The following is a 24,224-nucleotide window of genomic DNA, read 5'->3' as shown; positions in this document are numbered from 1 at the left end:
CAGGGGTGGTGGCAGGGGTGGTGGCCGGGCGCCTGCCCGAGAGGCTCAGCTCGGCACGTGCAGGGCCCGCTCGACGCGGAGCCCGTCCTCGCTCCCGGGGATGACGTAGTAGCCGCGCTGCCCGCTGCGGCCCTTGAAGTCAGCGGTGTGGACGGCCAGTTCGTCGCAGCCGTCGCCGTCCAGGTCGGCGAGTCGCAGTCCGCTGCCGAACCGGTCCCGGTCGGCGTCGCCCTGCGGGCGGACGTCGGCCATGCCCACATCCGTACGGTCGAAGGTGACCGCGGCCTGCCGGGCGAGGCCACGCCCGCCGCCCAGGAACACGCTCACACTCCCGGCCTGGTGGAGCGGGTCGCCGAAGTCGCCGGTGACGAGGTCGTCGCGGCCGTCGCCGTTCACGTCGCCGACGGCCACGCTGTCGTGCAGCGGACCCTCGGTGGCCGCGCGCCCGGTGCCGGGTCCGCCCGCGCCGCCGTACAGGACGTGCGGGTTGCCGGTCCGCCGGTCCTTGCCGGGGACCATGACGTCGGCGCGGCCGTTGCCGCCGAAGTCAGCGGTGAGGTAGGCGTCGAGGGAGCCGGACGGCCCCAGCGCGGCGGGCCCGTCGTCGCTGCCCTCCGGGTCGTAGTGGGTGTCCGCGCCGTGCCCGAGGGCCTTGAGGTCCCCGACGCGCTCGACGGAACGGTCCGTGCCCACGCGGTAGTACGAGGCGTCGACGTACACGTCGGGCGACGTCTCGTCCGTGACCTCCTCGCCCACGGCTCGGAATCCGGTGGTGAAGAACTCGTCCCGGCCGTCGCCGTCGAAGTCGCCCGCGGTGAAGGTGTACGCGGAGACCGTGCCGCGCCGGGTGATGTCCACGTACCGGCGCTCGGCGGGGCGGCCGCTCCGGTCGAACGGGCCGTAGTCGATGGCCGCGCACCGCACGTCGTTGTCCGCATCCTTGGTCGCCTCGAAGGGGCCGGAGGCCAGGTCGGCGTGGCCGTCGCCGTCGAAGTCACCCGCCGAGACGGGCGGCGCGTCCGAGACGGGAAGCCGGGTGAAGGACCCGCTCACGCCCTCCTTGCCGCCTTTGCCGTCCTTGCCACCCCAGAGGATGCCTTCCTTGTACGGGGTGCGGCGGCCGTCGTCCCGAGTCTTGATCTGCGCCCGGTACAGGATGTCTGCGCTGCCGTCGCCGTCCCAGTCGGCGGTCTCCGCCACTTCGTACCTGTACGCGCCGTCGCCCGACGAGGTCTTGTCCAGTTCGGGGAAACGGCCGGTGACGGGGACACGGCGGTCGGTGGCGGCACCGGCGGCGGCACCGGCGGGGGAGCCGAGCAGCATGAACTGGTCGGTGTCGGGGCCGAGTTCGCCGAGCAGGAGGTCGCCGCGTCCGTCGCCGTTGAAGTCGTCCCGGTTGAACGGCTTGGGTTTGGCTTCGGCTTTGAGCTCGGCTTCGGCTTTGAGCTCGGCTTCGGCTTTGGGCTTGGGTTTGGGTTTGGTCTTGCGTGGGGGCTCGGACCGGTCGCGGGCCGGGGTGGTCGTGCCGGTCGGTGTGGGGCGTGCGCTCGGCGTGGCCTTGCAGAGGCCGAGCGCGGCCGTCCGCTCGCCCCGGTCGTCGCCGTGCCCGCCCTCGCCCGTGCAACCGGAGGCGAGCAGCAGTGCCCCGGCGGCGAGGAGCGCGAGGCTCGGTACGAGGAGACGCTTCCGGAGCCGCCGGAGCCGCCGGAGCCGCCGGAGCCGCCGGAGCCGCTGGAGCCGCGAGGTCCGCCGGGCCCAGCGGTCCCGGAGGCTCCCAGGGCTTTCTTGGCCCCAGCGACTTCCGTGGCTCCCATGGCTCCCATGGCTCCCATGGTTCCTATGGCTCCCGTGGAGACGATCTTCATCCGGCATGGAGCAAGTCTTGGCAGGTGGGGACGGCGAACCGCTCACGGGCCCGTAACCGTTGCATCACGGGACCCGGGCCGACCGTCCGCCGCCGTCAGAGCAGTTGGGGCAGCCGTGCACAGCGGCGGCAGGCGCGCGCGGAGGCCGCCACCGCCGCGTGCGAGGCCGCCGCGAGCACCCCGGCGAAGGCGAGCAGCGGCCAGTTGGTGGCGAGGGCCGCGCCGGTGGCGAGCACGAGGGCCGTGACCGCCATGGCGGTGCTGGCCGTGGTCCCGGCCCAGGCGACCACGCGCGGCAGCCCCCGCGGCGTGGGGAGGTGGCGGGCGAGCGTGCCCGTGACGGCCAGGGTCACCGCCGCCAGCAGCGCGGCGACCAGCGCGACACCCGCCAGGTGCACCGCCATCAGCTGAGCCGTGCGCGGTAGTGGCGACGCCTGCGGATGGCCGGCGTTCCAGGCCAGGGCCCAGCAGCCGACGAGGAAGGGCGCGGTGAGGGCCACGGCGCGGGCGGTGTGCCGGGCCTGGGCGATCGTCAACTCCCGCTGGCAGCTGGACACCAGCTCGTCGACGGCGCCGAACTCCCGTACCGCCTCCCGTGCCGCCGCCTCGTGGGGCATGCCCTCGGCGGCGTGGGCGGCGGCCGTGTCCACCAGGCCGTCGCGGAGCTCCTCGACCAGCCGGGACTTGGCGCGGGGCGGCCCGTGCAGGGCGGCGCTCAGGGCCGCGACGTGCTCCTCGACGGGGTCCGCTGCTTGCTTGCTCATGGGGACCGCCCCCGGCCTTGGACCGCTCATGTCGCGAGCCCGGGCCGGGTGCCGGAACTCCCGGGCTGCGCGCCGGGGTTGAGGACCGAGCCGATCGCCTGCGTGAACTCGCTCCACGCCGTCCGCTCGCCCGCGAGCGAAGCGCGCCCCGCGTCCGTGAGCTCGTAAGCGCGGCGCCGCCGCTCGCCCTCGGACTGCCAGCTGCTGCTCAGCAGGCCGAGCCGCTCGAGCCGGTTCAGGGCCGGGTAGATCGTCCCGGTGCGCAGCTCCAGTACGCCACCGCTGCGGCGCTGCACCGCGGTGATGATCGCGTAGCCGTGCAGCGGGCCCGGCTCCAGCACGGCCAGCAGCAGTCCATCGAGGTGCCCTCGCACCGCATCCGCCTTCATGGGTAGGCAGCCTACACAAGGTGGGTGTAGGCAGTGTATGTATTGGCAGCCAACATATTCAGCTCCTGTTCCGGCTTGGAGGTCCGCAGTGACCAAGCTGCTGTTGTCCGTGCATGTCCTCGTGGCGATCCTGGCGGTCGGCTCGATCACCGTCGCCGCCTCGATGTTTCCGCGCTACGCGGTGCGCGCCGCCGGGGCCGACGACGGGGACGGGCGGTCCGCCGGGATCGCGGCGCTGCTGCACCGCGTCTGCCGCGGGTACGCCGTCGCCGGGCTCGCCGTCCCGGTGTTCGGCCTGGCCACCGCCGTCCAGCTCGGCGTGCTCGGGGACGCGTGGCTCATCGCCTCGCTCGTCCTGACCGCCGTCGCCGCCGCGCTCCTCGGCCTGGGCGTCCTGCCCGCGCAGGAGCGGCTGTTGAGCCGGGCCGGGAGCGGGCAGGAGGGGAAGGCGGAGCCGAGTGCGACGGCGGAGGCGGGTACGACTTCGCAGCCGGGTGCGGCTCCGCGACCGGGTGCGACGGCGGAGCCGGTCGCGCTCCGGCCCCTGGCGGCCCGGCTCGCCATGCTGACCGGGATCTTCAACGTCCTCTGGGCGGTGGTCGTCGTCCTGATGATCGTCCGCCCCGGCTCCACGACGGGGGCGTGATCCCGTGCGCACCCTGCGGCCCCCGCGTACCTTGCGGCCCCCACGCCCCCTGCGCATCGCGGCTATTGCCGAGGCCGGGTCCCTCGCGGCCCTCCTGGTCAATCTCTTCACCGCGCATGTGCCGTCCCTCTCCGCCCTGTTGGGCCCGCTGCACGGCACCGCCTACCTCGCCGTGATCGTTTCGGCCTGGGCCCTGCCGCAGGCCACGGCGCCGGGCGCCCGATGGCGCGCCGTCGTCCCGGGGGTCGGGGGCGTGCTGGCGCTGCGGCGGACCGTGGCCCCGGTGCCTCAGTAGTGGACCCCGAAGGACCGGTCGGCGAGGGGAGTGGGCGGGGGAGTCGGGCGGGCCAGCGCGACGATCTGCCGCACCACGGTCCGCGGCAGACCGAGGTGGGCGGCCAACCAGCTCGTCCGGTGGCCCTGTTGGGCGAGAACGTACGCGGCGTGGACCCGCGGGTCGTAGACCGCGCACTCGCTCTCGCCCGGCCGCGCGTCCGGGGTGTCGAGCAGATACGTCGTGGAGTTGCCGTCGAAGGTGAGCCGGATGACCGGCTCCTTGGGGGTCTGGTGTGTGAAAGCCATGGCGGCCTCCCGGAGTTCGGGCGGCGGCACGGACGGACAGGCGGATGCCTGGAAAGCCGTCAGTGCGTACCGGGAAGAGGCGGTCGGGTGCGTGGTGTCGGACTCGGACTCGGACTGTTGCCCATCGATACCGCCTCCTTTCCTCTCCGTCGGCGGGCTCACTCCCGCGCCTGCTCGCGATGACCGATTCCCAGCGTAGCCGTCTCGTGCAAGGACCTATGGTCGGCCGTTACATGATCTTGCAGTGGCTGCAATGCCCGGTGCATACGTTTATGTCCTCCCTGCAGGGCAGGGGGAACGCCCCTCCTCGGGGCAGGGGGTTCGCTGTCCTCCTGCGCCAACGGGGAGGCGCGCGAACGACCACACAGTGAAGGGGACCACCACCGCCATGCGTACCACCAACCGCCACGGAGCACTGCGTACCGCCGCCATCGCCGCCCTCACCGGATCGGCGCTGTTGATCCCGGCTGCGGCTGCCATGGCGGACGCCCCCGCCGCGCACGTCGGCGTCGCCGCCGCGACGAGCAAGCCCGCGAAGCCCGCCAAGCCGGTCACGATCGACATCGGCGCCGGTGTGTCCGTGACCGTCAAGGGCGGCAAGGCCACGTTCGACGGCAAGACGCTGAAGCCCGGCCAGGTCTACGACAAGGGCATCTACGTCTACTACAGCGCCGACGGCAAGCGCGTCTACAGCAAGACGCAGGGCGGCGGCGTGCCGTACGCGATCTGGGACGCGAAGACCGGCAAGTCGCTGGGCACCCAGAAGACCAAGCCCACCGCGCCCAAGGCCAAGGCCGCGCTCACCGCCAAGCCGTCCGCCACCACGGTGAAGGCGTGGCAGGAGCTGCGCGTCAACGGCAAGGCGACGGGCATCAAGGCGGGCAGCAAGGTCACCCTGCAGCAGAAGCAGCGCGGCACCTGGAAGGCGCTGCCCGCGAGCACGGCCGTCAACAAGTCCGGCGCCTACAGCCTGCGGGTCAAGCTGGGCCTCAAGGGCAAGAACGAGCTGCGGGTCGTCAGCGGCAAGACCTACTCGCCGGTCTTCGCGGTGACCGTGCGCTGACCGAGCGCGGACCGAGTTCTGATCGTCCTCCGGTCGGACTCTGGTCGGCCTCAGGCCCCCTCTCTCCCTTCAACGTGCCGTTGTGGCACGGAGCTTGGGAGGAAGGGGGCCTGAATGCGCTGGTCCTCGTAGCGGAGTGGGCTCACTCCTTGGGCTTCTGGTTGAAGCGCAGCATGTTCCCCGCGGGGTCGCGGAAGGCGCAGTCGCGGACGCCGTAGGGCTGGTCGACCGGCTCCTGGAGGACCTCGCCGCCCGCGGCACGGATGCGCTCGAACGTGGCGTCGCAGTCGTCGGTGGTGAAGATGACGGCGCGCAGCAGGCCCTTCGCCAGGAGCTCGGCCATGGCCTGCCGGTCCGCGTCCGAGGCGTTCGGGTCCGCGAGCGGCGGCTCCAGGACGATGCTCACGTCCGGCTGCGACGGCGAGCCGACCGTCACCCAGCGCATCCCTTCGAATGCGACGTCGTTGCGCACTTCCAGGCCGAGGACGTCGCGGTAGAAGGCGAGCGCCTTGTCGTGGTCGTCGACGGCGATGAAGCAGGTGGAGAGTGTGATGTCCATGCGCTCCACGCTAGGCGCGGGGGTCGGACTTCGCTTCTCCATTCCTGACCGGTCCATTCCTGACCGGCCTCGTATGGATCTTGGCGATGCAGGCCGGGATGGCCGCGCCCTCCTCGTGGTCACGGGCCCGGTAGGCGCTCGGGCTCTCGCCGACCAGCTCGGTGAAGCGTGAACTGAACGACCCCAGAGAGGTACAGCCCACCTCGAAGCAGACCTCTGTCACCGACAGGTCGCCCCGCCGTAGCAGCGCCTTGGCGCGCTCGATGCGGCGCGTCATGAGATAGCTGTACGGGGTCTCGCCGTAGGCGGCGCGGAAGCTGCGCGAGAAGTGGCCGGGCGACATGAGGGCGAAGCGGGCGAGGGCGGGGACGTCGAGGGGCTTCGCGTACTCGCGGTCCATCAGGTCACGGGCCCGGCGCAGCCGGACGAGGTCTTCCAACGACGTCACCCGACCACCATCGCACAGCGCCGGGTGCGGCACAGAGGGAGGGACGGGAGGGCGGAAAGGGAGCGCAGAAAGGGAGGGCAAAAGGGGAACGGGGCCTGTCCTCACACCTTCCCGATGCCCAGTGTGTTCTGCGCGGGCAGCAGGCCCGAGCCCAGAACCGCCACCCAGTACGTGCCGAGGAGCTCGGAGAGCCGCTCGACGCGGTCCGTGCCGAGTGCCCGCCACGGCCGGGCGGCCAGCTCGTCGGTGCGGAGCTCGACCTCGGCGCGCAGCGCGCGGCCCGCTTCGGTCGCGTTGCCCTCGGCGTTCAACAGGCCGCGCTCCAGGAGCCGTTGGCGCCCGGCGGTCCAGTCCTGCTCGCTCCAGGCGCGGCCGGCGAACGCCTCGGTCGGGGCGGCTCCGATGGCGGCGAAGGAGACGAGCGACTCGACCGGGTCGAGACCCGCGGCGAGCAGCGCCGCCACATGTCCGTCGCCGCGGTGCTCGCGCAGGATCGTCGCAGCCTGCCAGAGCACCAGGTGCGGCTCGCTGGGCCAGGGCTGCGCCGCGTTGGCGGCGGCGATCGGCCGCCCCGCGGTGTCGGCCGCTTCCGCTGCCGTACGGGCGAGAGCGGCGGCCTCGGCGAGTTCGGGGCTGTCGACGTGGTCGCCGAGCACGGCGCGGTACGTGCGGTCGACCGCACGCAGGCGCGCGGCGAGCACCGCCTCGGGCGCCGCGAGGTCCCAGGCGGCGGGGATGTGGGCGCCGACCATGTCCGGGTGGAAGCTGTAGAACGTGGCGGTCACCAGTTCGCGGCTGGCCGCGCCCAGGGGTGCCGCGCGCCAGGCGAAGTAACTCGGCCACCGCTCCCCGGTCTTGAAGCCGAGCGCCGCCGCCTCGTCGAGGGCCTCGGGGGCGTAGTAGAGGACGGCGTGCAACGGCTCCAGCAGGTGCCACAGCTGCCGCACCCGCCCCGACGGAACCTCGTGTGCGTGCGCTGCCGCGTGGTTCGCTCCGGGCTCCTGTACCTGTCCTTGCGCCATGACGGTTCCCTCCGGTGGTCCGGTCATCGGCCGCTGGTCGGCCATCGGCCGGGCACGCAACTTGTCACTGGCTAGATTGCGCTCGCGAGGCGAACTTGTCAATGCCTAGATTCTGCGTAAGGTGCCTGGCATGGACAGCCAGCGCACCTATCACCACGGCGACCTGCGCCGCGCCGTGCTCGCGGCGGCCCTCGACGTCATCGCGGCCGACGGCCCCGGCGCCCTGAGCATGCGCGATCTGGCCCGCCGCGCCGGCGTCTCGCACGCCGCCCCCGCCCACCACTTCAAGGACCGCACCGGCCTGCTCACCGCCGTCGCGGCGGAGGGCTACGAGCTGCTCGCCGAGTCCCTGGGCGAGGCCGCCGGATTCCGCGAACAGGGCGTGCGCTACGTGCGGTTCGCCCTGGACCACCCCGCGCACTTCCAGGTGATGTTCACGCCGGAACTGCTCCGCGCCGACGACGCGGACCTCGTCGCGGCACGGGAGCGCGCGAGCGGCCGGCTGCGTGCCGGGGTCGGCGGACTCGCCGCGGCGGAGCGCGGCACCGACGCCCGCCTTGCCGGGACCGCCGCCTGGTCCCTGGCCCACGGCTTCGCCACGCTGCTGCTGAGCCACAATCTGGAAGGGCCCGTGGGGGGCCGGGACCCCGAGGAGGTGTTCCGCGCCCTCAGCGGGCTGCTGTTCAGGGAGAGTTGAGCGGGTCGTAGCAGTCGTAGTTCCGCTGGGAGACGATCCGTCCGTCGCGGAATTCGAGGAAGACGGCGATGTGGGCGCGCAGCACCCGCCCGGCGGGCAGGCCGCCGAGGCCGACGGCGAGCGTGCCCGTCCACGTCACCTCCAGGGCCACCTGGTCCCCGCTCGCGACCGCGTTGTGCACCTCGAACCGCTGGTGGCTGATGACGCCGCGGCCCCGCTCCGCGCTCTCCAGGACGGCGCTCAGATCCCGCCGTACGCCGTCCGGGAACAGGGCGTTGGGGAACTCGTGCTGCACCGCGTCCGCATGGAAGAAGCGGGCCAGCTCCTCGCCGACGGCACCGCGCGCCACTGCCTCGTGGTAGCGGACGGCCGTGGCGATGTGCGCGTGCTGCGGCATGTCCGGCATGCGCAGCAGGGTACTTGGGCCCGGGCGCCGGGGACCGAGGTCGCGCCGTCCGGAAGGTTGCGGACGGCGAAGTCAGGCCATCCAGAAGAAGACAGCTGTCATCCGCTTCTCCTCCAGGGTCCGGCCCCAGTAGGCGGAGGCCGTGTGGATGAGGTTGGCGGAGTACAGGAGCAGCCGGTTCGCGCGGTGCGGGACGCGGACGTCCTCGACGAAGGCGTCCGGAGACACGAACCGCGTGCCCAGGGCGTCGACGAGATTGTTGTGCGGGGCGGCCACCTGATTGCCGCCCAGGGCCCCGCCGGGCAGGCGCTGCCGGTAGAAGCTGGTCCCGCATCCCTTCGGCACCCGCGGGTTGAGGTACAGCACCGCCGCGTAACGGCACAGGCTGCGGGAGTCGGTGTGCGGCCGCGGTTCGCACTCGCCCGCGCCGACGACCTGCACGCAGTTGTGGTTGAACGTGCCACCGCCCGCCGGGGGCCGCGTCCACAGCCGGGACGCCCCCGTCGCCCTGCCGACCAGCCGCTCCACCCGCGCGAGTTCACCGCCATCAAGACCCGGCATGGTGCGCAGACCCGGCCAGCTCTCGGGCCGGTGCGGATACCCCTCGGTCCAGTCGTCCCGGGCGAGACAGCGCTCCCGTACGGCGTCCGGGTCCGGCAGGACGTCGTCGAGTATCCAGTAGTCGCGGCCGCGGGTGGGCTTGCGGTAGGGCAGCGTGGGCAGCGGCGGGGGGTGAAGTGCCATGTGCGCGAGGCTAGTTACGGACGGGCGGGGACTGGATCAGGCCGCGGTCAACCTTGCCCCTGGCCGTGGTCAACGTCCCCCCAAGCGTTCCTCATCCCCGGTGTACGCAAGCCGCTGCCCCCGCCACCTCGCGCCGCTCGACGCGGATGGGCACCATGAAAGGGTGAGAGACGCCGAGAGCAGCAGCCCTGTGCCCCTGCCCGCCCCCGATCTCGGGGCGCGCCCGCACGGCGTGACCGTGGAGCGCGTGATGAAGGCGCCGCCCGAGGCGGTGTACCGGGCGTGGACGGAGGAGGTCGACGCCTGGTTCGCGGAGCCGGGCATGATCCGGATGCGGGCCGTGGTGGGGGAGCCCTTCGTCTTCGTCACCCGCCACGAGAAGGCCCTGCACCCCCACTACGGCAGATTCCTGGCCTTGGAGCCGAACCGCCTGGTGAAGCTGACCTGGGTCACCGGCGCCCTGGGCACCGACGGCGCCGAGACCATCGTCACGGTCAAGCTGGAGCCCGCCGCGGACGGCGGCACACGGCTGTGGCTGACCCACGCCGGGTTCTACAACCAGACCGCGGCCCGGGGCCACGGCGACGCCTGGACGCAGCACGTCCTGCCCCACCTCGACGACGTCCTGGCGGACGAGCGCTGAGCCGGGGCGCGAGCGGCTGGTCCAGGCGCCTGTGCGGCAACCGCTGTGGTGCGCGGGGGAGTTGAGCCGTCATCGTCACAGCCGGTGGGTGACCGAAGCGGCCCGGAGGGCCTCGACGGCCCGCCGGAGCTCGGCGTTCTCCCGGCGCAGGCGGCTGAGTTCGGCCGCCTGCGGGGAGGGTGCGCCGGACGGGCCACCGGCGGCGGGAAGGTCCTGGCGGACCCACTTGCGCAGCGTCTGCGTCGTCCCGATGCCCAGCTCGGCGGCGACCGCCTTGAGCGAGGCCCACTCCGTGGCGTGCTCCGGCCGCACCTCGGCGACCCTCCGCACCGCGCGCCTGCGCAGCTCGGTGGGGTACGTCACCGGGTCGCCCGGTGCGCGGGGACGTGGTCGGTGCCGGCGGGGGCCTCGACGGTCTCGAGGTACAGGTTCCCCTTGCTGTCCTTGCTGATCCGCAGGTCCTTGGTGGGCGTGGACTCGGCGCCGGGAGCGGCCTTCTCGGCCTTGCCGGACCGGTGCTCCGTGCCCTTCTCGTCGCTCTGGTTCTGGCCCTGGCTCCGGCCCGCTCCGTCGTGGCCGCCGGTCGTCGCGTTGGCGACGCCCGCGAGGGCGAACGAGCCGACGAGGACGACGGCGGAGGTGAGGGCGATGCGCTTGCTGATGTTCATCGGAATTCCCTTTGCTCTGGGGGTCCTGCGCTGACCCTCAGAACGTAAGCGAATCGGACATTTCGTCGCTGTTAACCATCCGCTCGCATCGGTCCGCATGAGTCCGCATCAGTCCTCGGCCGTCCGCATCAGTCCTCGGCCGTCCTCGGCCGTCCTCGGCCGAACTCAGCCGAACTCAGCCGTTCGGCAGGATGACCGCCCGCCCGTTGATCCGCCCCTCGTGCATCCGCTCGTACGCCTTGGGCGCGTCCTCCAGCGCATACGTCTCCACATGGACCTGGATCGCCCCGGCGCGGGCCAGGTCGAGCACCTCGATCAGCTCGGACCGCGAACCCCAGTACGGGGAGCGGACCGCGACGTCGTACGCCGTGGTGCCGAAGCCGACCGCCGCGGCGCCGCCCCCGAGGCCGACGACGGTGACGTCCCCTTCGACGGCTGCGCAGGCCGTCGCCGTGGCCACGGTCGGCGGGGCGCCGACGAAGTCGAACACCGCCGCGGCGCCCAGGCCGCCGGTCAGTTCGCGCACCGCGGCGGCCGCCCGCTCGTCGGACAGGACCGTCTCGTGGGCGCCGACCTCACGGGCCAGGCGCAGCTTCTCGTCGCTGACGTCGAGGGCGATCACGCGCGCGGACGTGAGCGCGCGCAGCAGCTGGATGGCGACGTGCCCGAGGCCGCCGGTGCCGATGACCACGGCGGTGCTGCCCGGGGTCAGCTTGGGCAGCGACGTCTTGATGGCGTGGTACGGGGTCAGGCCCGCGTCGGTGAGCGGCACCGCGGTCACGGGGTCGAGGGAGCCCAGCGGCACGAGGTGGCGCGCGTCGTCGACGAGCAGGTACTCGGCGATGGCGCCGGGCGCCCCCAGACCGGGCGGGCGGATCCCCAACTCGGCCGCGCGCGTGCAGCGGTACTGGACGGCCCGCATCTCGGCGGGCAACTCGACGTGTGGTGTGGACACTTGGGATACCTCCTCGTTCTCCTGCTGGTGGTCCGGTCCGCTCCGGTGCGGAGTCGGTCAGCGGGCCGCGTAGCCGCCGTCGACCAGGTGGTAGCTGCCGTTGATGAAGGAGGCGCGGTCGGAGAGCAGGAACAGGGTGAGCTCGGCGACCTCGGCCGCGGTGCCGAGGCGGCCCTGCGGGTGCAGCGAGACCAGCTGCGCGCGCTGCGCCTCGTCCCCCTTGAGTAGCGGGGTGTCGATGAAGCCGGGGCCGACCGCGTTGACCCGGACGCCCTGGGCGGCGTACTCGACGGCGGCCGTCTTGGTGAGACCGACCACGGCGTGCTTGGCGGCCGCGTAGGCGGGGGAGCCCGCGAAGCCGTTGGTGCCGAGGATCGAGGACATGTTGACGACGGCGCCGCCGCCCGCGGCCAGGAGGTGCGGAAGCTCGTGGCGCAGCGAATAGAAGACGCCGTTGAGGTTGGTGTCGATCACCCGCTGCCAGTCCTGGACCTTGTACTCGCCGGTGGGCGCGGAGGCCCCGGCGATGCCCGCGTTGTTGACGGCCAGGTGCAGCCCGCCGAACTCCTCGACACCGGCCTCGACCGCGCGGCGCACCGACTCGGGGTCGGTGACGTCGACGCGTACGGCGAGGGCACGGGCGCCGGACTCGGTCAGCTCGCGCGCCACGTCCTGCGCGCCGCGTTCGTCGAAGTCGGCGACCACGACGGCTGCTTGAGCGGCGGCGAGGCGGCGGGCGACCTCCCGGCCGATGCCGGAGGCGGCACCGGTCACGAAGGCGGTCTTCCCGGCGAACTCGCCCGCCCTGCTGGTGGCGGCCCCGGTCGCGGTGGCAGTGGCGGTCGCGGCGTCGGTCGCGGTGGTGGTGCTCTCGGTGTTGGGCGTGAGGGACATGGCAGTACCTGAATTCACTTGCTGGTGGGGCTGGTTGAGGTGGGTGCGGTGGCCGATCGGGTCAGTCCGGCCGTCGGCTCGGCGGCCACGGCCGTGAACGCCGCGTCGATGAGCCGGGGCAGGGAGGCGGTGGCCGCACCCGGTGCGATCCAGAACCGCACCGCCGTACCGAACGCGCCGACCGCGAGCGAGACGGCGAGCGCCGGGCGCAGATCGTGCTCGGCGTCGAGGCCGAGGCGGCGCGCGACGATCGCCACCGACTCGCCCTGGGCCTCGTCCTGCACCCGCAGATAGGCCGGGAGCAGGGCGGGCTCCTGGTGGAGCAGGCGCAGCAGATCGGCGGAGCGCGGCTGCTGGTGCCAGGCGGTCGGCTCGTCGCCGAGCCAGCCGCGCAGCGCCCGGTAGTAGGCGGTGAGCGGCTCCTCGTCGGCGGGGCGGGCGGCGAGCGCGGCGTTGATGCGGGCGTAGTCGGCGCGCAGGGAGTCGACCACGGCGTCCTCCTTGCCGGAGAAGTACCGGGAGAAGGTGCGCCGGGAGACGTCGACGCGGTCGCTGATGGCCTCCACCGTGACGCGGTCGAGCCCGCCCGTGAGGGCGAGATCCGCGGCGGCCCGCGCCATGGCCTCCCGGCTCTGCTGCACCTTGCGGACCCTGCGGCCTTCCTCGCTGCTCATGGATTCAGCGTACACCTAAAAATGTCCCACTGGGACAGTTGGCCCGACCAGACAGCTCCTGTTGAGGCGTGGTGCCACGTGGTGCCGCATGGCGCCACTCTCGCTTGACGTGGCGCCACTATGGCGCCATAGTGAAGCCATGGACCTCACGCCCTATGTCAATCACCTTCGCGAGGAGCTCGCGGTGGCCGCGGCCGCCGGGGGGGACGAAGCCCGTGAGCTGGCCGACCGGCTCACCGCCCCCCTGGAGTCGGCGTCCCGCCTCGTCCTGCTGGACGCCCTGTCCGCGGCGATGGACGAGGTCACGCTCGAGCTCGCTCCCGGGTCGGTGGACGTGCGGCTGCGCGGCCTGGACCCCCAGTTCGTGGTGACGCCGCCGCCCGCGGCCGAGCCGTACGAGGAGGTGGTGGCGCAGGCTGGTGCCACGATGGCGTCACTCTTGGCGCCTCCGGCAGCGCCGCCCGCTCCGTTCGAGGGCGACGAGGGTGCCACCTCCCGCATCAACTTCCGCCTCCCGGCGCCCCTCAAGGCCCGGGTCGAAGAGGCGGCGAGCCAGAGCGGCCTCTCCGTCAACGCCTGGATGGTGCGCGCCGTCTCCGAGGCGCTCGCGCCCGCCGCCGGACCCACGGGGCCCGCCCCACGCCACCGCGGCGCCGGAGCCAAGGGCTTCACCGGCTGGGTGCACTGACCCCGCCACACCCCCGCCGCACCTCCTCCGCCCCACTCGTCAGCACACCCACCACGACCCCACTACTAGTCCTGAGGACGCGACAGCCATGTCTTTTTCCGAGACCTTCGAGACCCCCGAGCCGATCTCCGTCACCCTCCATCTCGAAGTCGGCGGCGCCACGATCGTGGCCGGGAAGCGCACCGACACCGCAGTCACGGTCCGGCCGACGGAGGCCGACAAGGACGCCGACGTGCGCGCCGCCGAGCGGACCACGGTCACCTACTCCGGCGGGCAGCTGACGGTGCGCTGCCCCAGGAAGGGCCTCTCCTTCAAGAACCCGGGGTCGGTCGACGTCGTCATCGAGCTGCCCGCGCACTCGCGCCTCAACGGCCGTACGGGCGTCGGCACCATCGTGTCCGAGGGACAGCTGGACACCTGCCGCGCCGACATCGGCGTGGGCGACCTCCACATGACGCACATCGGCACCGCCCGCCTCTCCCTGGGGCACGGCGACATCCTCGTGGACCGCATCGGCGGCGACGCCGAGATCTCCGGCGGCGGCCGCCTGCGCGTCGGCGCGATCGACGGCGCCGCCACCGTCTCCAACTCCAACGGCGAGACCCACCTGGGCGAGGTCACCGGCGAGATCCACGCCAAGGCCGCCAACGGCGCCATCGTCGTCGGCCGCGCCCACGCCGGGGTCGAGGCCAAGACCGCCAACGGCTCCATCCGCGTCGACGAGCTCTCCAGCGGCAGCTCCCGGCTCGAGACCAGCACCGGAAACATCGAGATCGGCATCCGCGAGGGCACCGCCGCCTGGCTCGACGTCCGCTCCAAGTTCGGGCACGTCCGCCATCTGCTCGACTCCACCGAAGGCCCCGACAAGGCCGAGGGCAGCGTCGAGGTCCGGGCGCACACCGGAGTCGGCGACATCACCGTCCGCCGCGCCACCGCCACGACCGGCACCGCCACCGAAGCCGACATCGACACCGACGTCTGAGCCGTCGCCGCGGACTCAGGAAGGACCAAGGAGCGCACCCCATGAGCCCCTCAGCCACCGCCACCCGCGCCGCGGCCGTCACCGCGACCGGACTGCGCAAGTCGTACGGGGAGAAGGTCGTCCTCGACGGCATCGACCTGCACATCCCCGAAGGCACCGTCTTCGCGCTGCTCGGCCCGAACGGCGCGGGCAAGACCACGACCGTGGAGATACTCTCCACCCTTCTGCCCGCCGACGCCGGCCAGGCCACCCTCGCCGGCCGCGACCTGGCGAAGGACCCCGACGGGGTGCGCGGAGCGATCGGTGTCACCGGTCAATTCGCCGCTGTCGACGGCCTGTTGACCGCAGAGGAGAACCTCACCCTGATGGCGCGGCTGCACCACCTCGACCGCGCCGAGGGTCAGCGCCGCGCCGCCGAGCTGCTCGAACGCTTCGATCTCACCGAGGCCGCCCGCAAGCCCGCCAGCACCTTCTCCGGCGGCATGCGCCGCAAGCTGGACCTCGCCATGACGCTGGTCGGCCGGCCGCGGATCATCTTCCTCGACGAGCCCACCACCGGCCTCGACCCGCGCAGCCGCCGCACCATGTGGGAGATCATCCGCAGCCTGGTCGCCGACGAGGGCGTCACGGTCTTCCTCACCACGCAGTACCTGGAGGAGGCCGACCAACTCGCGGACCACATCGCGGTGCTCGACCACGGCAGGCTCATCGCGCAGGGCACCGCCGACGAGCTCAAGCGGCGCGTCCCCGGCGGACACATCCGCCTGGAGTTCGGGGACGCGGGCAGCCTCATGGCCGCCGCCGGGCTCTTCGCCTCCGTCACCACCGACTTCGAGACGTTCGCCCTGCAGGTTCCCAGCGACGGATCCGCCGCGACCGTGCGCGCCGTCCTCGACATCCTCGACGACGCGGGACTGCGCGCGGAGACCCTCCTCGTGCGCACCCCGGACCTCGACGACGTCTTCCTCGCCCTCACCGGCAAGTCCGACCCCGCCGCCAACTCCTTTACGGAGAGCCACTGATGAGCGTCACGACCCCCGCCCCCTCGTACGCCGTCCGCGACACCCTGACCATGCTCGGGCGCAACCTCAAGCGCGCCCGCCGCTACCCCTCCCTGACTCTCGCGGTCGTCGCCATGCCGGTGATGATGCTGCTGCTGTTCAACTACGCCTTCGGCAGCGCGCTCGGCAACGGCATCGGAGCCGCGGAGGGCGGCGGCGAGTACATCGACTACGTCGCGCCCGGCATCATCCTCATGGCCGTGACCGCCGGTGCGCTCACCGGGGCCATCAGCGTCTGCGTCGACGTGACCGAGGGCATCGTCAAGCGCTTCCGCACGCTGCGGATCTCACCGTCCGCGTTCCTGAGCGGCCATGTGATCGGCAACGCCCTGCAGACCCTCACCGGCGTCGTCCTCGTCATCGCCGCGGCCCTCGCGATGGGCTTCCGCCCGAGCGCCACACCCCTCGAATGGCTCGCCGCCGCGGGCCTGTTGACCTTCCTCACGGTCGCCCTCACCTGGCTGGCCGCCGGGATCGGCCTGGTCGCCAAGACCGTCGAGTCGGCCAGCAACATCCCCATGCCGCTGCAGTTCCTGCCCTTCCTCGGCAGCGCCATCGTGCCCACCGACTCGATGCCCACCGGGCTGCGCTGGTTCGCCGAGTACCAGCCCTTCACCCCGGTCATCGAGACCCTGCGCGGACTGCTCATGGGGTCGGCGATCGGCAACAGCGGCTGGGCCGCCCTGGCCTGGATCGCGGGTCTGACCCTGATCGGCTACGTCTGGGCCAAGCGGACCTTCAACCGGCCCGCGGGCCACTGAGCCCCACCGGGATCCGTACCCCGATTAATTGTCAGACTGACCCTGGGTAGGGTGGGCGGAACAGCCCACCCTACCCAGGGTCAGTCGAACGAGGAGCAGACGTGAGCGAGTCGGCGTCCACCGCCCTGCAGCAGGAGATCGCCCGGGAACTCCAGGTCGCCGAGGTCTTCGAGGCCGAGCGGGAGATCGAGCGCCGGGTCGCCTTCCTCACCGGGCGGCTCACCTCCACCGGACTGCGCTCCCTCGTGCTCGGCATCAGCGGCGGCGTCGACTCCACCACCACCGGCCGGCTCTGCCAGCTCGCCGTCGAGCGCGCCCGGGAGGCCGGGCACGAGGCCCGCTTCTACGCGATGCGGCTGCCCTACGGCGTCCAGGCCGACGAGCACGACGCCCAGCTCGCGCTCTCCTTCATCCGCGCCGACGAGGTCCTGACCGTCGACATCAAGCCCGCGAGCGACGCCGCGCTGGCGGCCACGCTGGCCGCCGGGGCCGCCTTCCGCGACGCCCACCACCAGGACTTCGTGACCGGCAACATCAAGGCACGCCAGCGCATGATCGCCCAGTACGCGGTGGCGGGCGCCCACGACGGCCTGGTCGTCGGCACCGACCACGCCGCCGAGGCGGTCTCCGGCTTCTTCACCAAGTTCGGCGACGGCGCCGCCGACCTCGTCCCGCTCACGGGTCTGACCAAGCGCCGGGTGCGCACCGTAGCGGAAACCCTCGGCGCCCCCGCCGAGCTGGTGTGGAAGGTCCCGACCGCCGACCTGGAGACACTCGACCCGGGCAAGGCCGACGAGGACGCGCTCGGCGTCACGTACGACGACATCGACGACTTCCTGGAGGGCAAGCCGGTGGACCCGCGCGCCTTCGACACGATCGTCAACCGCTACCGCCTCACGGACCACAAGCGCCAACTGCCCATCGCCCCCTGAGCGCTCAGCCCCCCGCTCCCCGCTCCCCCTGAAACTGCCGGGGCCCGCACCGATGAGTTCCGGCCGCACATGCGGTCCGGGCGGCGACAGGCTTCAGCAGGGGAGAGGGCAGCGTCATGAGCGATGTGCAGCGGCGGGTGCAGGAGACCATCGACGGACTCTTGGCGTCGGGCGCCGAGCGCGGGCTGTTCGGCTACGACACCCCGGTCGCGGAGCTGTGGCCGGAGTTCGCCGCCCAGGGCAAGGACAAGGTGACCGTGCGGCACGTCCTGAACCACACCGCGGGCGTGCCGGGGATCCCCCTGGACACCACCGTCGAGGACCTCTGCGACTGGCACGCGATGTGCGCCGCGATCGCCGCGTCCGAACTGTGGTGGGAGCCGGGCACCAAGGCCGGCTACCACGCCTACACCTTCGGCTACGTCCTCGGCGAGGTGATGCGCCGCGCAGCTGCTGCACGAGGAGATCGCGGTGCCCCTGGGCATCGTGGACGAGATCTGCTTCGGCATGCCGAGCACCTGGGGCCCCGGCTACGCGATCGGCGGCGTCTCGGGCGAACTCACCGGGACGAGCCGGGCGGTGTACGGCATCGGCGGAGCGGGCGGCACGTTCGCGTACGGCGACCGCGCCCACGGCATCGGCTTCGCCCTGGCCAAGAACCGGCTCACCCACGACTTCGACGCCGTCAGCACGGTCATCGCGGTCGTCGAGGAGGAACTGGCCCGGCCCTGACGGGAGTTCGGGCCCGCCGCGGCTCAGAGGAACTGGCCGCTGGCCAGGTAGGGTGCGGGGACGTCCATGCCGCGCACGGCGATGTAGCCTTCCTGGCCGATGTCGAGCCGGGCCGCGAGGCCCACGTCGACGGCCCATTCGTTGGGCGTGGTGATGCAGTTGACCACCGTGTCGCCGCGCGCCGAGGCCAGGGCCTCCCACAGCAGCCGCTGCGCGGTCTCGGGGTGCGCGGCGGCCAGCAGGGACGCCTGTCCGTGGCCGTCGACGTACACGTATCCGGGCCGCGTCCGGTCCCGGCTCACCACCAGGCGCAGGGTGCCGAGCAGGTAGCCGTGGTCCGGTCCGTGGCCCGCGACGCGCAACTCCCGGTCGAGCCGGTCCATCCATGCGAAGTCGTCGGCGTCGCCCTCGCGCAGGCCCTCGACCGCGGGGAGCGTGGCGCGGTCCACGGTGCCGACCATCCGCATCTGCGGGTGCAGCGAGAAGCCCGCGAGGCGGTAGCGGCGGGTGGCGCCGGGGTGGACGCTGGAGGAGAAGATGCCGGGGCGCTCACCGGCGTGGGCGAGCACGGCGTCCATCAACCGCGCCCCGACACCGCGCCCTTGATGGCTCGGCAGCACGCCGTACGTCCCGAGGAACCACAGGCCGTCGCGGTTCTGTGAGATGCCGAACCCCACCACCTGGCCGGCCGGTCCGGTGGGGTCGGCGGCCGGATCCACCGCGATCCAGCAGCCTCCCGGATCCACGTCCAGGAAATAGCGGTTCCGCTCGATCCACCGCTTGGCGGCGACCGCCGGACGCAGCTCCGGCTCCGGGTCGCTGACCCGGCGGCTGAGCCGGTCCGCGTCCAGGAACGTCACCGCCGACGCCCGTTCCGCCGCCGGGAGATCGTCCGCGCGCAGGGGCCTGACCTGTACGGAGTCCATGGGCGCAGGCTAGGGATGAGCAGGGTGCGGCCGCATCTGATTTTGGGGGCTGGTGGTGCGTGACCTCAGCCGCAAAGATGTTGCGGTCATGCCAGGGATGTTGGGGGAGGGACCTCAAGTGCTCCGTAAACACCGTGCGTTGCTCGCTGCCACCGCCGCTGCCACCGCCGTCCTGACGTTCGGGGCGTCGGCACCGGCCAGCGCGGGCGCCGCCGCCGACGGGTCGTCCGGACCGGCGGGGACGGCGCGCGCCGCCGACGCCTCGCCCGCACGGGCCGCGGCCACCGCCTGCACCTACACGCCGGCCGTTCCCGCCGACAACTTCAAGGGCATCCCGGAATTCGACCCGAAGCAGGCGGCCCGCCCCTACAGCGCCAAGCTCCGCACCAGCCAGGGCACCGTCACGTTCAAGGCGCTGACGGACAAGGCTCCCTGCACCACGTTCTCCTTCCGCTTCCTCGCCGAGCGGAAGTACTTCAACCGCTCGCACTGCCACCGCCTCACCACGGCCCGCATCTTCGTCCTCCAGTGCGGCGACCCGACCGGCACGGGCAGCGGCGGCCCCGGCTACTCCTTCCCCGACGAGAACCTCGAGGGCGCGACCTACCCGGCGGGCACGGTGGCGATGGCCAACGCGGGCCCGGACACCAACGGCAGCCAGTTCTTCTTCGTGTGGAAGGACACGAAACTCTCCCCGAAGTACACGCCGTTCGGCCGTGTCACCGACGGACTCGACGTCCTGGAGAAGATCGCGGCGGCGGGCGAGGACGACCAGAACGGTCCCGGTGACGGCTTCCCGACGCTGCCGGTGAACATCAAGCGCGTCCAGATCAAGGGGCACTGACGCACCGAGGGGACATCCCCCGCCCGGCGGTTCCGTGGCTCCTACGCGACCCTGACCACGTACTTGCCCCGCACACCGCCCGCCTCCAGGGCACGGTGTGCCGCGGCCGTCTCCTCCAAAGGGAAGACGGTGTCCACCGCCGGGCGCAGCTTTCCCTCGGTCACGTGGCGGGCGAGGTCGTCCAGATCCGCGCGTCCGGGGTCGCCGCTGAAGAAGCGCACCCGGCCGCGTCCGTGCACCGTGCTGGCCGCGATGTAGCCCAGCGTCGCGGCGGCCCGGGTCGGGTCGAAGGCGATGGTGACCATGCGCCCGCCGGGGTTCAGCAGGTGCCGGAAGGTACGCAGGTCGGTCCCCGCGGTGTCCAGGACCACGTCGAAGCGGCCCAGTTCGCCCGGCGGGACAGCCCGGTGGTCGACGGCCTTGTGCGCGCCGAGGCCGCGGACGAAGTCGAGGTTGGCGGCGCGGGCGAGGGCCGTGACCTCGGCGCCGTACGCCCGGCCGAGCTGCACGGCGGCGTTGCCGACGCCGCCCGCCGCGCCCCGCACCAGGAGGCGTTCACCGGGGCGCAGCCCGGCCTTGGCCCGCAGGGCGGTGACGGCCGTGGTGGCCACCGGCAGTGCGGCGGCGTCCACCGGGTCCAGCCCGTCGGGGACCCGGCCGAGCCGCTCGGCGGGCACGGCCACGTACTCGGCGGCGCTGCCGAACCCGGAGGTGCGGCCCAGGACGCCCCAGACCCGGTCGCCGACCGCGACCCCCGTCGCACCCGGGCCCAGCGCGGCGACCTCGCCGGTGAGGTCCAGCCCGATGCGCTGGGGGAACTTCCGGCCGGTCAGGAGGCGGATGCGGCCCGCGCGGGCCGACAGCTCGCCGCCGTTGACGCTGAACGCGCGCATCCGCACGAGCACTTCTCCCGGTCCCGGCTCGGGGCGCGGCACCCGGTCCACGTACAGCACGTCGGGGCCGCCGTAGCGGTCGAAGAGCACTGCCTTCATCGTCGTGCGGTCGTCGTTCATCGCTCCACCTCTGCGTTCTGCCGCTGCGGCCGAAGACCACACGGGGATGTGGCGGTCCGTGCTTCCGACCGTAGGCTCGTAAGCGGACGAGATCGTCCACTTGGCTCCGAAGTGAGAGGCAGCGATGACGGAATCCTCTCGGATCCCCGGCCCGGGCGGCCTGCGGGCGGACGCCCGGCGCAACCGCGAGCGCGTCCTGGTCGCCGCCCGCGCGGTCTTCGCCGAGCGCGGGATCGACACACCGATGGCGACGGTGGCCCGCCGGGCCGGGGTCGGCGTGGCCACGCTGTACCGGCACTTCCCGACCCGGGACGCCCTGGTCCGAAGCGCGTTCACGCAGCAGATGGACACCTGCGCGCGGACGCTCGCCGAGGCCCTGGCCGACCCCGACCCCTGGCGGGGCTTTCAGCGGCTGGTCGAGACGGTCTGCGCGCTCCAGCGCGAGGAGCGGGGATTCCCGGCCGCGTTCGCCGCGGCCTTCCCGGACGGCGCGGCACACCACACGCAGGCCCGGGAGCACGCCGAGCGGGACCTCATGACCCTGGTGCGCAGGGCCCAGGCGGCGGGCGCGCTGCGGGCCGACTTCCACCCGTCCGACCTCGCCGTGGCCCTGGTGGCCCACTGCGGTCTGGTGACCGCGCTGCCGGACGACGGCGCGGCCTCCCGGCGCCTGGTCGCCTACCTGCTCCAGTCGTTCCGCGCCGATGCGGCCAACATGCCCCTGCCGCCGCCGAGTTCGCTGTCGCCGGACCGCTTTCCGATGGCGGCCGACAGGCCCTAGGTCCCCTGGGCCGGGTCCGTGAGATCCGCCTCAGGCCGGGTCCGCCTGGGAGATCATGATCTCCATGCCGTCCGGCGCCGACACCGTCACGAACGAGCCCCACGGCTCGATGACCGGGTCGCTCACCGAGGCCCCCGCGGCGGCCAGCTGGGTGTGGGTGGCCATGACGTCGTCGCACGCGAGGTTGAATCCGGCGCCGCGCTTCGGGTCCGGGGTGATGCCGAAGTCCGCGGCCTTGGCGATCACGACGCGGGTCCGCGCCCCGGGCAGCTCGACTTCGAGCCACCGCTTGCCGGGCGCCATCTCGGCGTCGGTGCGGACCGTGAACCCGAGCGTGCCCACGAAGAAGTCCAGGGTCTCCTGCTGGTCCGCCACATAGAGGGTGGCGAAGGCGAGATGGGTGATCATGCGCGCTCCTTGTCGGGCGTCTCGGTGGGCTCCGTCGCGACGGCTCTGTGCGCGTCGCTGCCCCTGTCTCACGGGATCGAGCATGCCTGGTGCGGGCGGGTGGCGCCCGCCGGGCCGGAAAAGGGGTGGCGCGAGACGATACGTCTTGTTACGGTTGCCGCATGAGTTCGTACTACTTCTTCCGCTGATACCGGGCGCGCGGACGCGAGGCGAGGCGGCACGTGAGTGTGCCGCGGCCCGCCGTCCCCATCTCCCCAGCCCCGGCCACCCCGACGGTCTGCCGACCCGCCGCACACGCACGCGTACGCGTACGCCCATGCCTGCGGCGCCGCATCGTCGTATCCCTGAGGAAGAAGCACCATGCGCGAACGCGCCCATACGACCCTGCCCGCGGCCACCCCCGCCACCGCCTCCGGCACCGGATCCACGCCGTCCGGCCACCCCGGCACCTCCTCCCAGCTCGCCCTGAAGGACGTCACCAGGACCTATGGCACCCGCACCGTCCTCGACCAGGTCTCCTTCACCGTCCGGCCCGGCGGCAAGGTGGGCGTCATCGGCGAGAACGGCTCCGGAAAGTCCACCTTGCTGCGCCTGCTCGCGGGCGTCGAGCAGCCCGACGGCGGGGAGGTCCGCGTCCGCTTTCCCGGCGGCATCGGGTACCTCGCCCAGCGCCTCGACCTGCCCGCGACGGCCACCGTCCAGGACGCCGTGGACCAGGCGCTCGCCGACCTGCGCGAACTGGAGCGCGGACTGCGCGCCGCCGAACAGCGGCTCGCCTCCGAGACCGTGGACGAGGCCGAACTCGTCGCGTACGGCGAGCTGTTGACGGCCTATGAGGAGCGCGGCGGCTATACCGCCGACACGCGCGTCGACGCCGCCCTGCACGGTCTCGGCCTGCCGGGGCTCGACCGCGCCCGGCCGCTCGGCTCCCTGTCGGGCGGCGAGCAGTCCCGGCTCGCGCTGGCCTGCGTCCTGGCCGCCGCCCCGGAACTGCTGCTCCTCGACGAGCCCACCAACCACCTCGACGACCAGGCCGTGACGTGGCTGCAGCAGCACCTGGCCGCGTACCGGGGGACCGTCGTCGTGGTCACCCACGACCGGGAGTTCCTCGCCGCGGTCACCGCCATCCTCCTGGAGGTCGACCGCGACACCCACGCGGTGCTCCGCCACGGCGACGGCCTCGGCGGCTACCGCGCCGCGAAGGCCGCGGCCCGGCAGCGCTGGGCGCAGCGCCACGACGAGTGGCAGGCGGAGCTGGCCCGCACCCTGGAACTCGTCGAGGCCGCGGGCCGCCGTCTGGCCGGCACCGGCAAGGACCCGCGCCAGGGCTTCGGCAAGCACCGCCGCTCCCACGAGGCGAAGCTCGGCGGCCAGGTGCGCGCGGCCCGGCAGCGCGTGCACGAGCTGCGCCGAAACCCCGTACCGGCGCCGCCCCGGCCCCTGCGGTTCGACGCGGTGCCCGATACGGCCGGCGCCGGGGCAGCGGGTGGTGCACCGGCCCTCGAAGTCACCGACGTCGTGGTGCCGGGTCGGCTCGACGTCCCCACGCTCAGCCTTGGGGCAGGGCAACGACTTCTGGTCACCGGGCCCAACGGGGCAGGAAAGTCAACGCTGTTGAGGGTCATCGCCGGTGACCTCGCGCCCGCGGCGGGGACCGTCCGGCGCACCGCGCGCCTCGGTTACCTTCCTCAGGAGACCGGGGCGGCCCCCGGCGCCCGACAGCCGCTCCTCGCGGCCTTCGCCGCCGGTCTGTCCGGCCCGCCGGACGAACACGCCGACGCCCTCCTCGCACTCGGCCTCTTCCGCGAGGAGGACCTCACCGTCGCGGTCACCGCCCTGTCGGTCGGCCAGCGCCGCCGCCTCCAACTGGCCCGCCTGGTGACCCGGCCCGCCGACCTCCTCGTCCTGGACGAGCCCACGAACCACCTCGAACCGACCTTGGTGGACGAACTGGAGGAAGCGCTCGACGCATACCAGGGGACGCTCGTGGTGGTCTCCCACGACCGGGGCTACGTACGGGAGTTCAGGGGTGAGCGCCTGGAGCTGGCGGGAGGGCGCCCGGCCGCCTGACGGCGGG

30 protein-coding genes and 2 pseudogenes are annotated in these 24,224 nt (G+C 72.9%); 15 read left to right on the top strand and 17 right to left on the bottom strand.

All coding sequences use genetic code 11. The features are described 5' to 3' along the window. Positions 1–45: 45 nt before the first annotated feature. The 3 genes from ACFWYM_RS25740 to ACFWYM_RS25730 form a co-directional block, all read right to left on the bottom strand. Complete coding sequence (locus tag ACFWYM_RS25740) at positions 46–1,872, bottom strand: FG-GAP repeat protein (RefSeq protein ID WP_384841724.1); 1,827 nt, start codon at positions 1,870–1,872, stop codon at positions 46–48. Positions 1,873–1,960: 88 nt separating this feature from the next. Further along, positions 1,961–2,629: a permease prefix domain 1-containing protein gene (locus tag ACFWYM_RS25735; RefSeq protein WP_384841721.1), complete on the bottom strand. Its 669-nt coding sequence runs from the start codon at positions 2,627–2,629 to the stop codon at positions 1,961–1,963. Between the two features lie 26 nt (positions 2,630–2,655). After that, positions 2,656–3,018: a PadR family transcriptional regulator gene (locus ACFWYM_RS25730; protein WP_384841718.1), complete on the bottom strand. Its 363-nt coding sequence runs from the start codon at positions 3,016–3,018 to the stop codon at positions 2,656–2,658. 88 nt (positions 3,019–3,106) lie between these two features. Between ACFWYM_RS25730 and ACFWYM_RS25725 the strand changes: the two genes are divergently transcribed. After that, a complete protein-coding gene (locus tag ACFWYM_RS25725) occupies positions 3,107–3,664 on the top strand; it encodes a hypothetical protein (protein ID WP_384841715.1) in 558 nt (185 codons plus the stop codon). A 4-nt stretch (positions 3,665–3,668) separates the two neighbouring features. Further along, complete coding sequence (locus ACFWYM_RS25720) at positions 3,669–3,959, top strand: hypothetical protein (protein WP_384841712.1); 291 nt, start codon at positions 3,669–3,671, stop codon at positions 3,957–3,959. Here the strand turns inward: ACFWYM_RS25720 and ACFWYM_RS25715 are convergent. Further along, positions 3,953–4,246 carry a hypothetical protein gene (locus ACFWYM_RS25715; protein ID WP_384841709.1) on the bottom strand — a complete coding sequence of 98 codons (294 nt, stop codon included), beginning with the start codon at positions 4,244–4,246 and terminating at the stop codon, positions 3,953–3,955. The two genes, ACFWYM_RS25720 and ACFWYM_RS25715, sit on opposite strands and share 7 nt — an antisense overlap. Positions 4,247–4,634: 388 nt before the next feature. On the opposite strand from ACFWYM_RS25715, the gene ACFWYM_RS25710 reads away from it, so the two are divergent. After that, entirely contained in the window at positions 4,635–5,309 is a 675-nt protein-coding gene (locus ACFWYM_RS25710) for a hypothetical protein (protein ID WP_384841706.1), read from the top strand. 142 nt (positions 5,310–5,451) lie between these two features. Here ACFWYM_RS25710 and ACFWYM_RS25705 read toward each other — a convergent pair whose 3' ends face one another. The 3 genes from ACFWYM_RS25705 to ACFWYM_RS25695 all read right to left on the bottom strand — a co-directional run bounded on the left by ACFWYM_RS25705 (position 5,452) and on the right by ACFWYM_RS25695 (position 7,338). Further along, on the bottom strand, positions 5,452–5,868 hold the full coding sequence (locus ACFWYM_RS25705) for a VOC family protein (protein ID WP_384841703.1): 417 nt from the start codon (positions 5,866–5,868) through the stop codon (positions 5,452–5,454). A gap of 10 nt (positions 5,869–5,878) precedes the next feature. After that, positions 5,879–6,316 (bottom strand): helix-turn-helix transcriptional regulator, encoded by a 438-nt coding sequence (locus ACFWYM_RS25700; protein WP_384841700.1) that lies wholly within the window; start codon positions 6,314–6,316, stop codon positions 5,879–5,881. Positions 6,317–6,417: 101 nt separating this feature from the next. Then, positions 6,418–7,338, bottom strand: coding sequence for a hypothetical protein (locus ACFWYM_RS25695; RefSeq protein WP_384841697.1), 921 nt, complete (start codon positions 7,336–7,338; stop codon positions 6,418–6,420). 130 nt (positions 7,339–7,468) lie between these two features. Between ACFWYM_RS25695 and ACFWYM_RS25690 the strand changes: the two genes are divergently transcribed. Further along, positions 7,469–8,035, top strand: a complete 567-nt coding sequence (locus ACFWYM_RS25690) for a TetR/AcrR family transcriptional regulator (RefSeq protein ID WP_384841694.1) — start codon at positions 7,469–7,471, stop codon at positions 8,033–8,035. Here the strand turns inward: ACFWYM_RS25690 and ACFWYM_RS25685 are convergent. Together ACFWYM_RS25685 and ACFWYM_RS25680 are read right to left on the bottom strand one after the other, a co-directional pair. Then, the gene (locus tag ACFWYM_RS25685) at positions 8,022–8,441 is read right to left on the bottom strand and encodes a nuclear transport factor 2 family protein (RefSeq protein ID WP_384841691.1); all 420 of its coding nucleotides are present in this window, start codon (positions 8,439–8,441) and stop codon (positions 8,022–8,024) included. The two genes, ACFWYM_RS25690 and ACFWYM_RS25685, sit on opposite strands and share 14 nt — an antisense overlap. A 72-nt stretch (positions 8,442–8,513) precedes the next feature. After that, positions 8,514–9,185 carry a DUF6445 family protein gene (locus ACFWYM_RS25680; protein WP_384841688.1) on the bottom strand — a complete coding sequence of 224 codons (672 nt, stop codon included), beginning with the start codon at positions 9,183–9,185 and terminating at the stop codon, positions 8,514–8,516. Between the two features lie 163 nt (positions 9,186–9,348). Between ACFWYM_RS25680 and ACFWYM_RS25675 the strand changes: the two genes are divergently transcribed. Beyond that, positions 9,349–9,828, top strand: a complete 480-nt coding sequence (locus tag ACFWYM_RS25675; protein WP_384841684.1) for an SRPBCC domain-containing protein — start codon at positions 9,349–9,351, stop codon at positions 9,826–9,828. A gap of 75 nt (positions 9,829–9,903) precedes the next feature. Here the strand turns inward: ACFWYM_RS25675 and ACFWYM_RS25670 are convergent, their stop codons facing one another. The 5 genes and pseudogenes from ACFWYM_RS25670 to ACFWYM_RS25650 all read right to left on the bottom strand — a co-directional run bounded on the left by ACFWYM_RS25670 (position 9,904) and on the right by ACFWYM_RS25650 (position 13,019). Then, the gene (locus ACFWYM_RS25670; RefSeq protein WP_384841681.1) at positions 9,904–10,191 is read right to left on the bottom strand and encodes a transposase; all 288 of its coding nucleotides are present in this window, start codon (positions 10,189–10,191) and stop codon (positions 9,904–9,906) included. Beyond that, on the bottom strand, positions 10,188–10,496 hold the full coding sequence (locus ACFWYM_RS25665) for a hypothetical protein (protein WP_384841678.1): 309 nt from the start codon (positions 10,494–10,496) through the stop codon (positions 10,188–10,190). Before ACFWYM_RS25665 ends, ACFWYM_RS25670 begins: the two co-directional genes overlap by 4 nt. A gap of 175 nt (positions 10,497–10,671) precedes the next feature. Beyond that, a pseudogene (locus tag ACFWYM_RS25660) lies at positions 10,672–11,397 on the bottom strand (zinc-binding dehydrogenase); the annotation flags it as partial. Between the two features lie 111 nt (positions 11,398–11,508). Continuing rightward, positions 11,509–12,345 carry an SDR family NAD(P)-dependent oxidoreductase gene (locus ACFWYM_RS25655; RefSeq protein WP_384841675.1) on the bottom strand — a complete coding sequence of 279 codons (837 nt, stop codon included), beginning with the start codon at positions 12,343–12,345 and terminating at the stop codon, positions 11,509–11,511. A gap of 14 nt (positions 12,346–12,359) precedes the next feature. Beyond that, a complete protein-coding gene (locus tag ACFWYM_RS25650; protein ID WP_384841672.1) occupies positions 12,360–13,019 on the bottom strand; it encodes a TetR family transcriptional regulator in 660 nt (219 codons plus the stop codon). 139 nt (positions 13,020–13,158) lie between these two features. Here ACFWYM_RS25650 and ACFWYM_RS25645 point away from each other — a divergent pair, with 139 nt between their 5' ends. The 7 genes and pseudogenes from ACFWYM_RS25645 to ACFWYM_RS25615 all read left to right on the top strand — a co-directional run bounded on the left by ACFWYM_RS25645 (position 13,159) and on the right by ACFWYM_RS25615 (position 18,175). Then, positions 13,159–13,707 (top strand): hypothetical protein, encoded by a 549-nt coding sequence (locus ACFWYM_RS25645; RefSeq protein ID WP_384841669.1) that lies wholly within the window; start codon positions 13,159–13,161, stop codon positions 13,705–13,707. Positions 13,708–13,795: 88 nt separating this feature from the next. Continuing rightward, complete coding sequence (locus ACFWYM_RS25640) at positions 13,796–14,689, top strand: DUF4097 domain-containing protein (protein ID WP_384841666.1); 894 nt, start codon at positions 13,796–13,798, stop codon at positions 14,687–14,689. A gap of 41 nt (positions 14,690–14,730) precedes the next feature. Further along, entirely contained in the window at positions 14,731–15,711 is a 981-nt protein-coding gene (locus ACFWYM_RS25635) for an ATP-binding cassette domain-containing protein (RefSeq protein WP_384841663.1), read from the top strand. Next, on the top strand, positions 15,711–16,511 hold the full coding sequence (locus ACFWYM_RS25630) for an ABC transporter permease (RefSeq protein WP_384841660.1): 801 nt from the start codon (positions 15,711–15,713) through the stop codon (positions 16,509–16,511). Before ACFWYM_RS25635 ends, ACFWYM_RS25630 begins: the two co-directional genes overlap by 1 nt. Positions 16,512–16,612: 101 nt before the next feature. Further along, positions 16,613–17,443 (top strand): ammonia-dependent NAD(+) synthetase, encoded by an 831-nt coding sequence (gene nadE, locus ACFWYM_RS25625; protein WP_384841657.1) that lies wholly within the window; start codon positions 16,613–16,615, stop codon positions 17,441–17,443. Positions 17,444–17,559: 116 nt separating this feature from the next. Next, positions 17,560–17,844: pseudogene (locus ACFWYM_RS25620) on the top strand (serine hydrolase domain-containing protein); the annotation flags it as partial. A 70-nt stretch (positions 17,845–17,914) separates the two neighbouring features. After that, on the top strand, positions 17,915–18,175 hold the full coding sequence (locus tag ACFWYM_RS25615; RefSeq protein ID WP_384841654.1) for a hypothetical protein: 261 nt from the start codon (positions 17,915–17,917) through the stop codon (positions 18,173–18,175). Positions 18,176–18,198: 23 nt separating this feature from the next. Here the strand turns inward: ACFWYM_RS25615 and ACFWYM_RS25610 are convergent, their stop codons facing one another. Continuing rightward, positions 18,199–19,101, bottom strand: a complete 903-nt coding sequence (locus ACFWYM_RS25610; protein WP_384841651.1) for a GNAT family N-acetyltransferase — start codon at positions 19,099–19,101, stop codon at positions 18,199–18,201. 139 nt (positions 19,102–19,240) lie between these two features. On the opposite strand from ACFWYM_RS25610, the gene ACFWYM_RS25605 reads away from it, so the two are divergent. After that, positions 19,241–19,945, top strand: a complete 705-nt coding sequence (locus tag ACFWYM_RS25605; RefSeq protein WP_384841648.1) for a peptidylprolyl isomerase — start codon at positions 19,241–19,243, stop codon at positions 19,943–19,945. A gap of 41 nt (positions 19,946–19,986) precedes the next feature. Here ACFWYM_RS25605 and ACFWYM_RS25600 read toward each other — a convergent pair whose 3' ends face one another. Continuing rightward, positions 19,987–20,958, bottom strand: a complete 972-nt coding sequence (locus tag ACFWYM_RS25600; protein WP_384841645.1) for an NAD(P)-dependent alcohol dehydrogenase — start codon at positions 20,956–20,958, stop codon at positions 19,987–19,989. Positions 20,959–21,082: 124 nt separating this feature from the next. On the opposite strand from ACFWYM_RS25600, the gene ACFWYM_RS25595 reads away from it, so the two are divergent. Continuing rightward, the gene (locus tag ACFWYM_RS25595; RefSeq protein WP_384841642.1) at positions 21,083–21,739 is read left to right on the top strand and encodes a TetR/AcrR family transcriptional regulator; all 657 of its coding nucleotides are present in this window, start codon (positions 21,083–21,085) and stop codon (positions 21,737–21,739) included. A gap of 30 nt (positions 21,740–21,769) precedes the next feature. Here ACFWYM_RS25595 and ACFWYM_RS25590 read toward each other — a convergent pair whose 3' ends face one another. Next, positions 21,770–22,147 carry a VOC family protein gene (locus ACFWYM_RS25590; protein WP_384841639.1) on the bottom strand — a complete coding sequence of 126 codons (378 nt, stop codon included), beginning with the start codon at positions 22,145–22,147 and terminating at the stop codon, positions 21,770–21,772. A gap of 360 nt (positions 22,148–22,507) precedes the next feature. Here ACFWYM_RS25590 and abc-f point away from each other — a divergent pair, with 360 nt between their 5' ends. Next, entirely contained in the window at positions 22,508–24,217 is a 1,710-nt protein-coding gene (abc-f, locus tag ACFWYM_RS25585; protein WP_384841636.1) for a ribosomal protection-like ABC-F family protein, read from the top strand. Positions 24,218–24,224: the final 7 nt, after the last annotated feature.

It is taken from the genome of Streptomyces sp. NPDC059009 (genome assembly GCF_042740175.1).
Classification (GTDB): domain Bacteria; phylum Actinomycetota; class Actinomycetes; order Streptomycetales; family Streptomycetaceae; genus Streptomyces.
The sequence above is the reverse complement of the archived record's forward strand: the minus strand, read 5'-3'. Positions and strand labels throughout refer to the sequence as shown.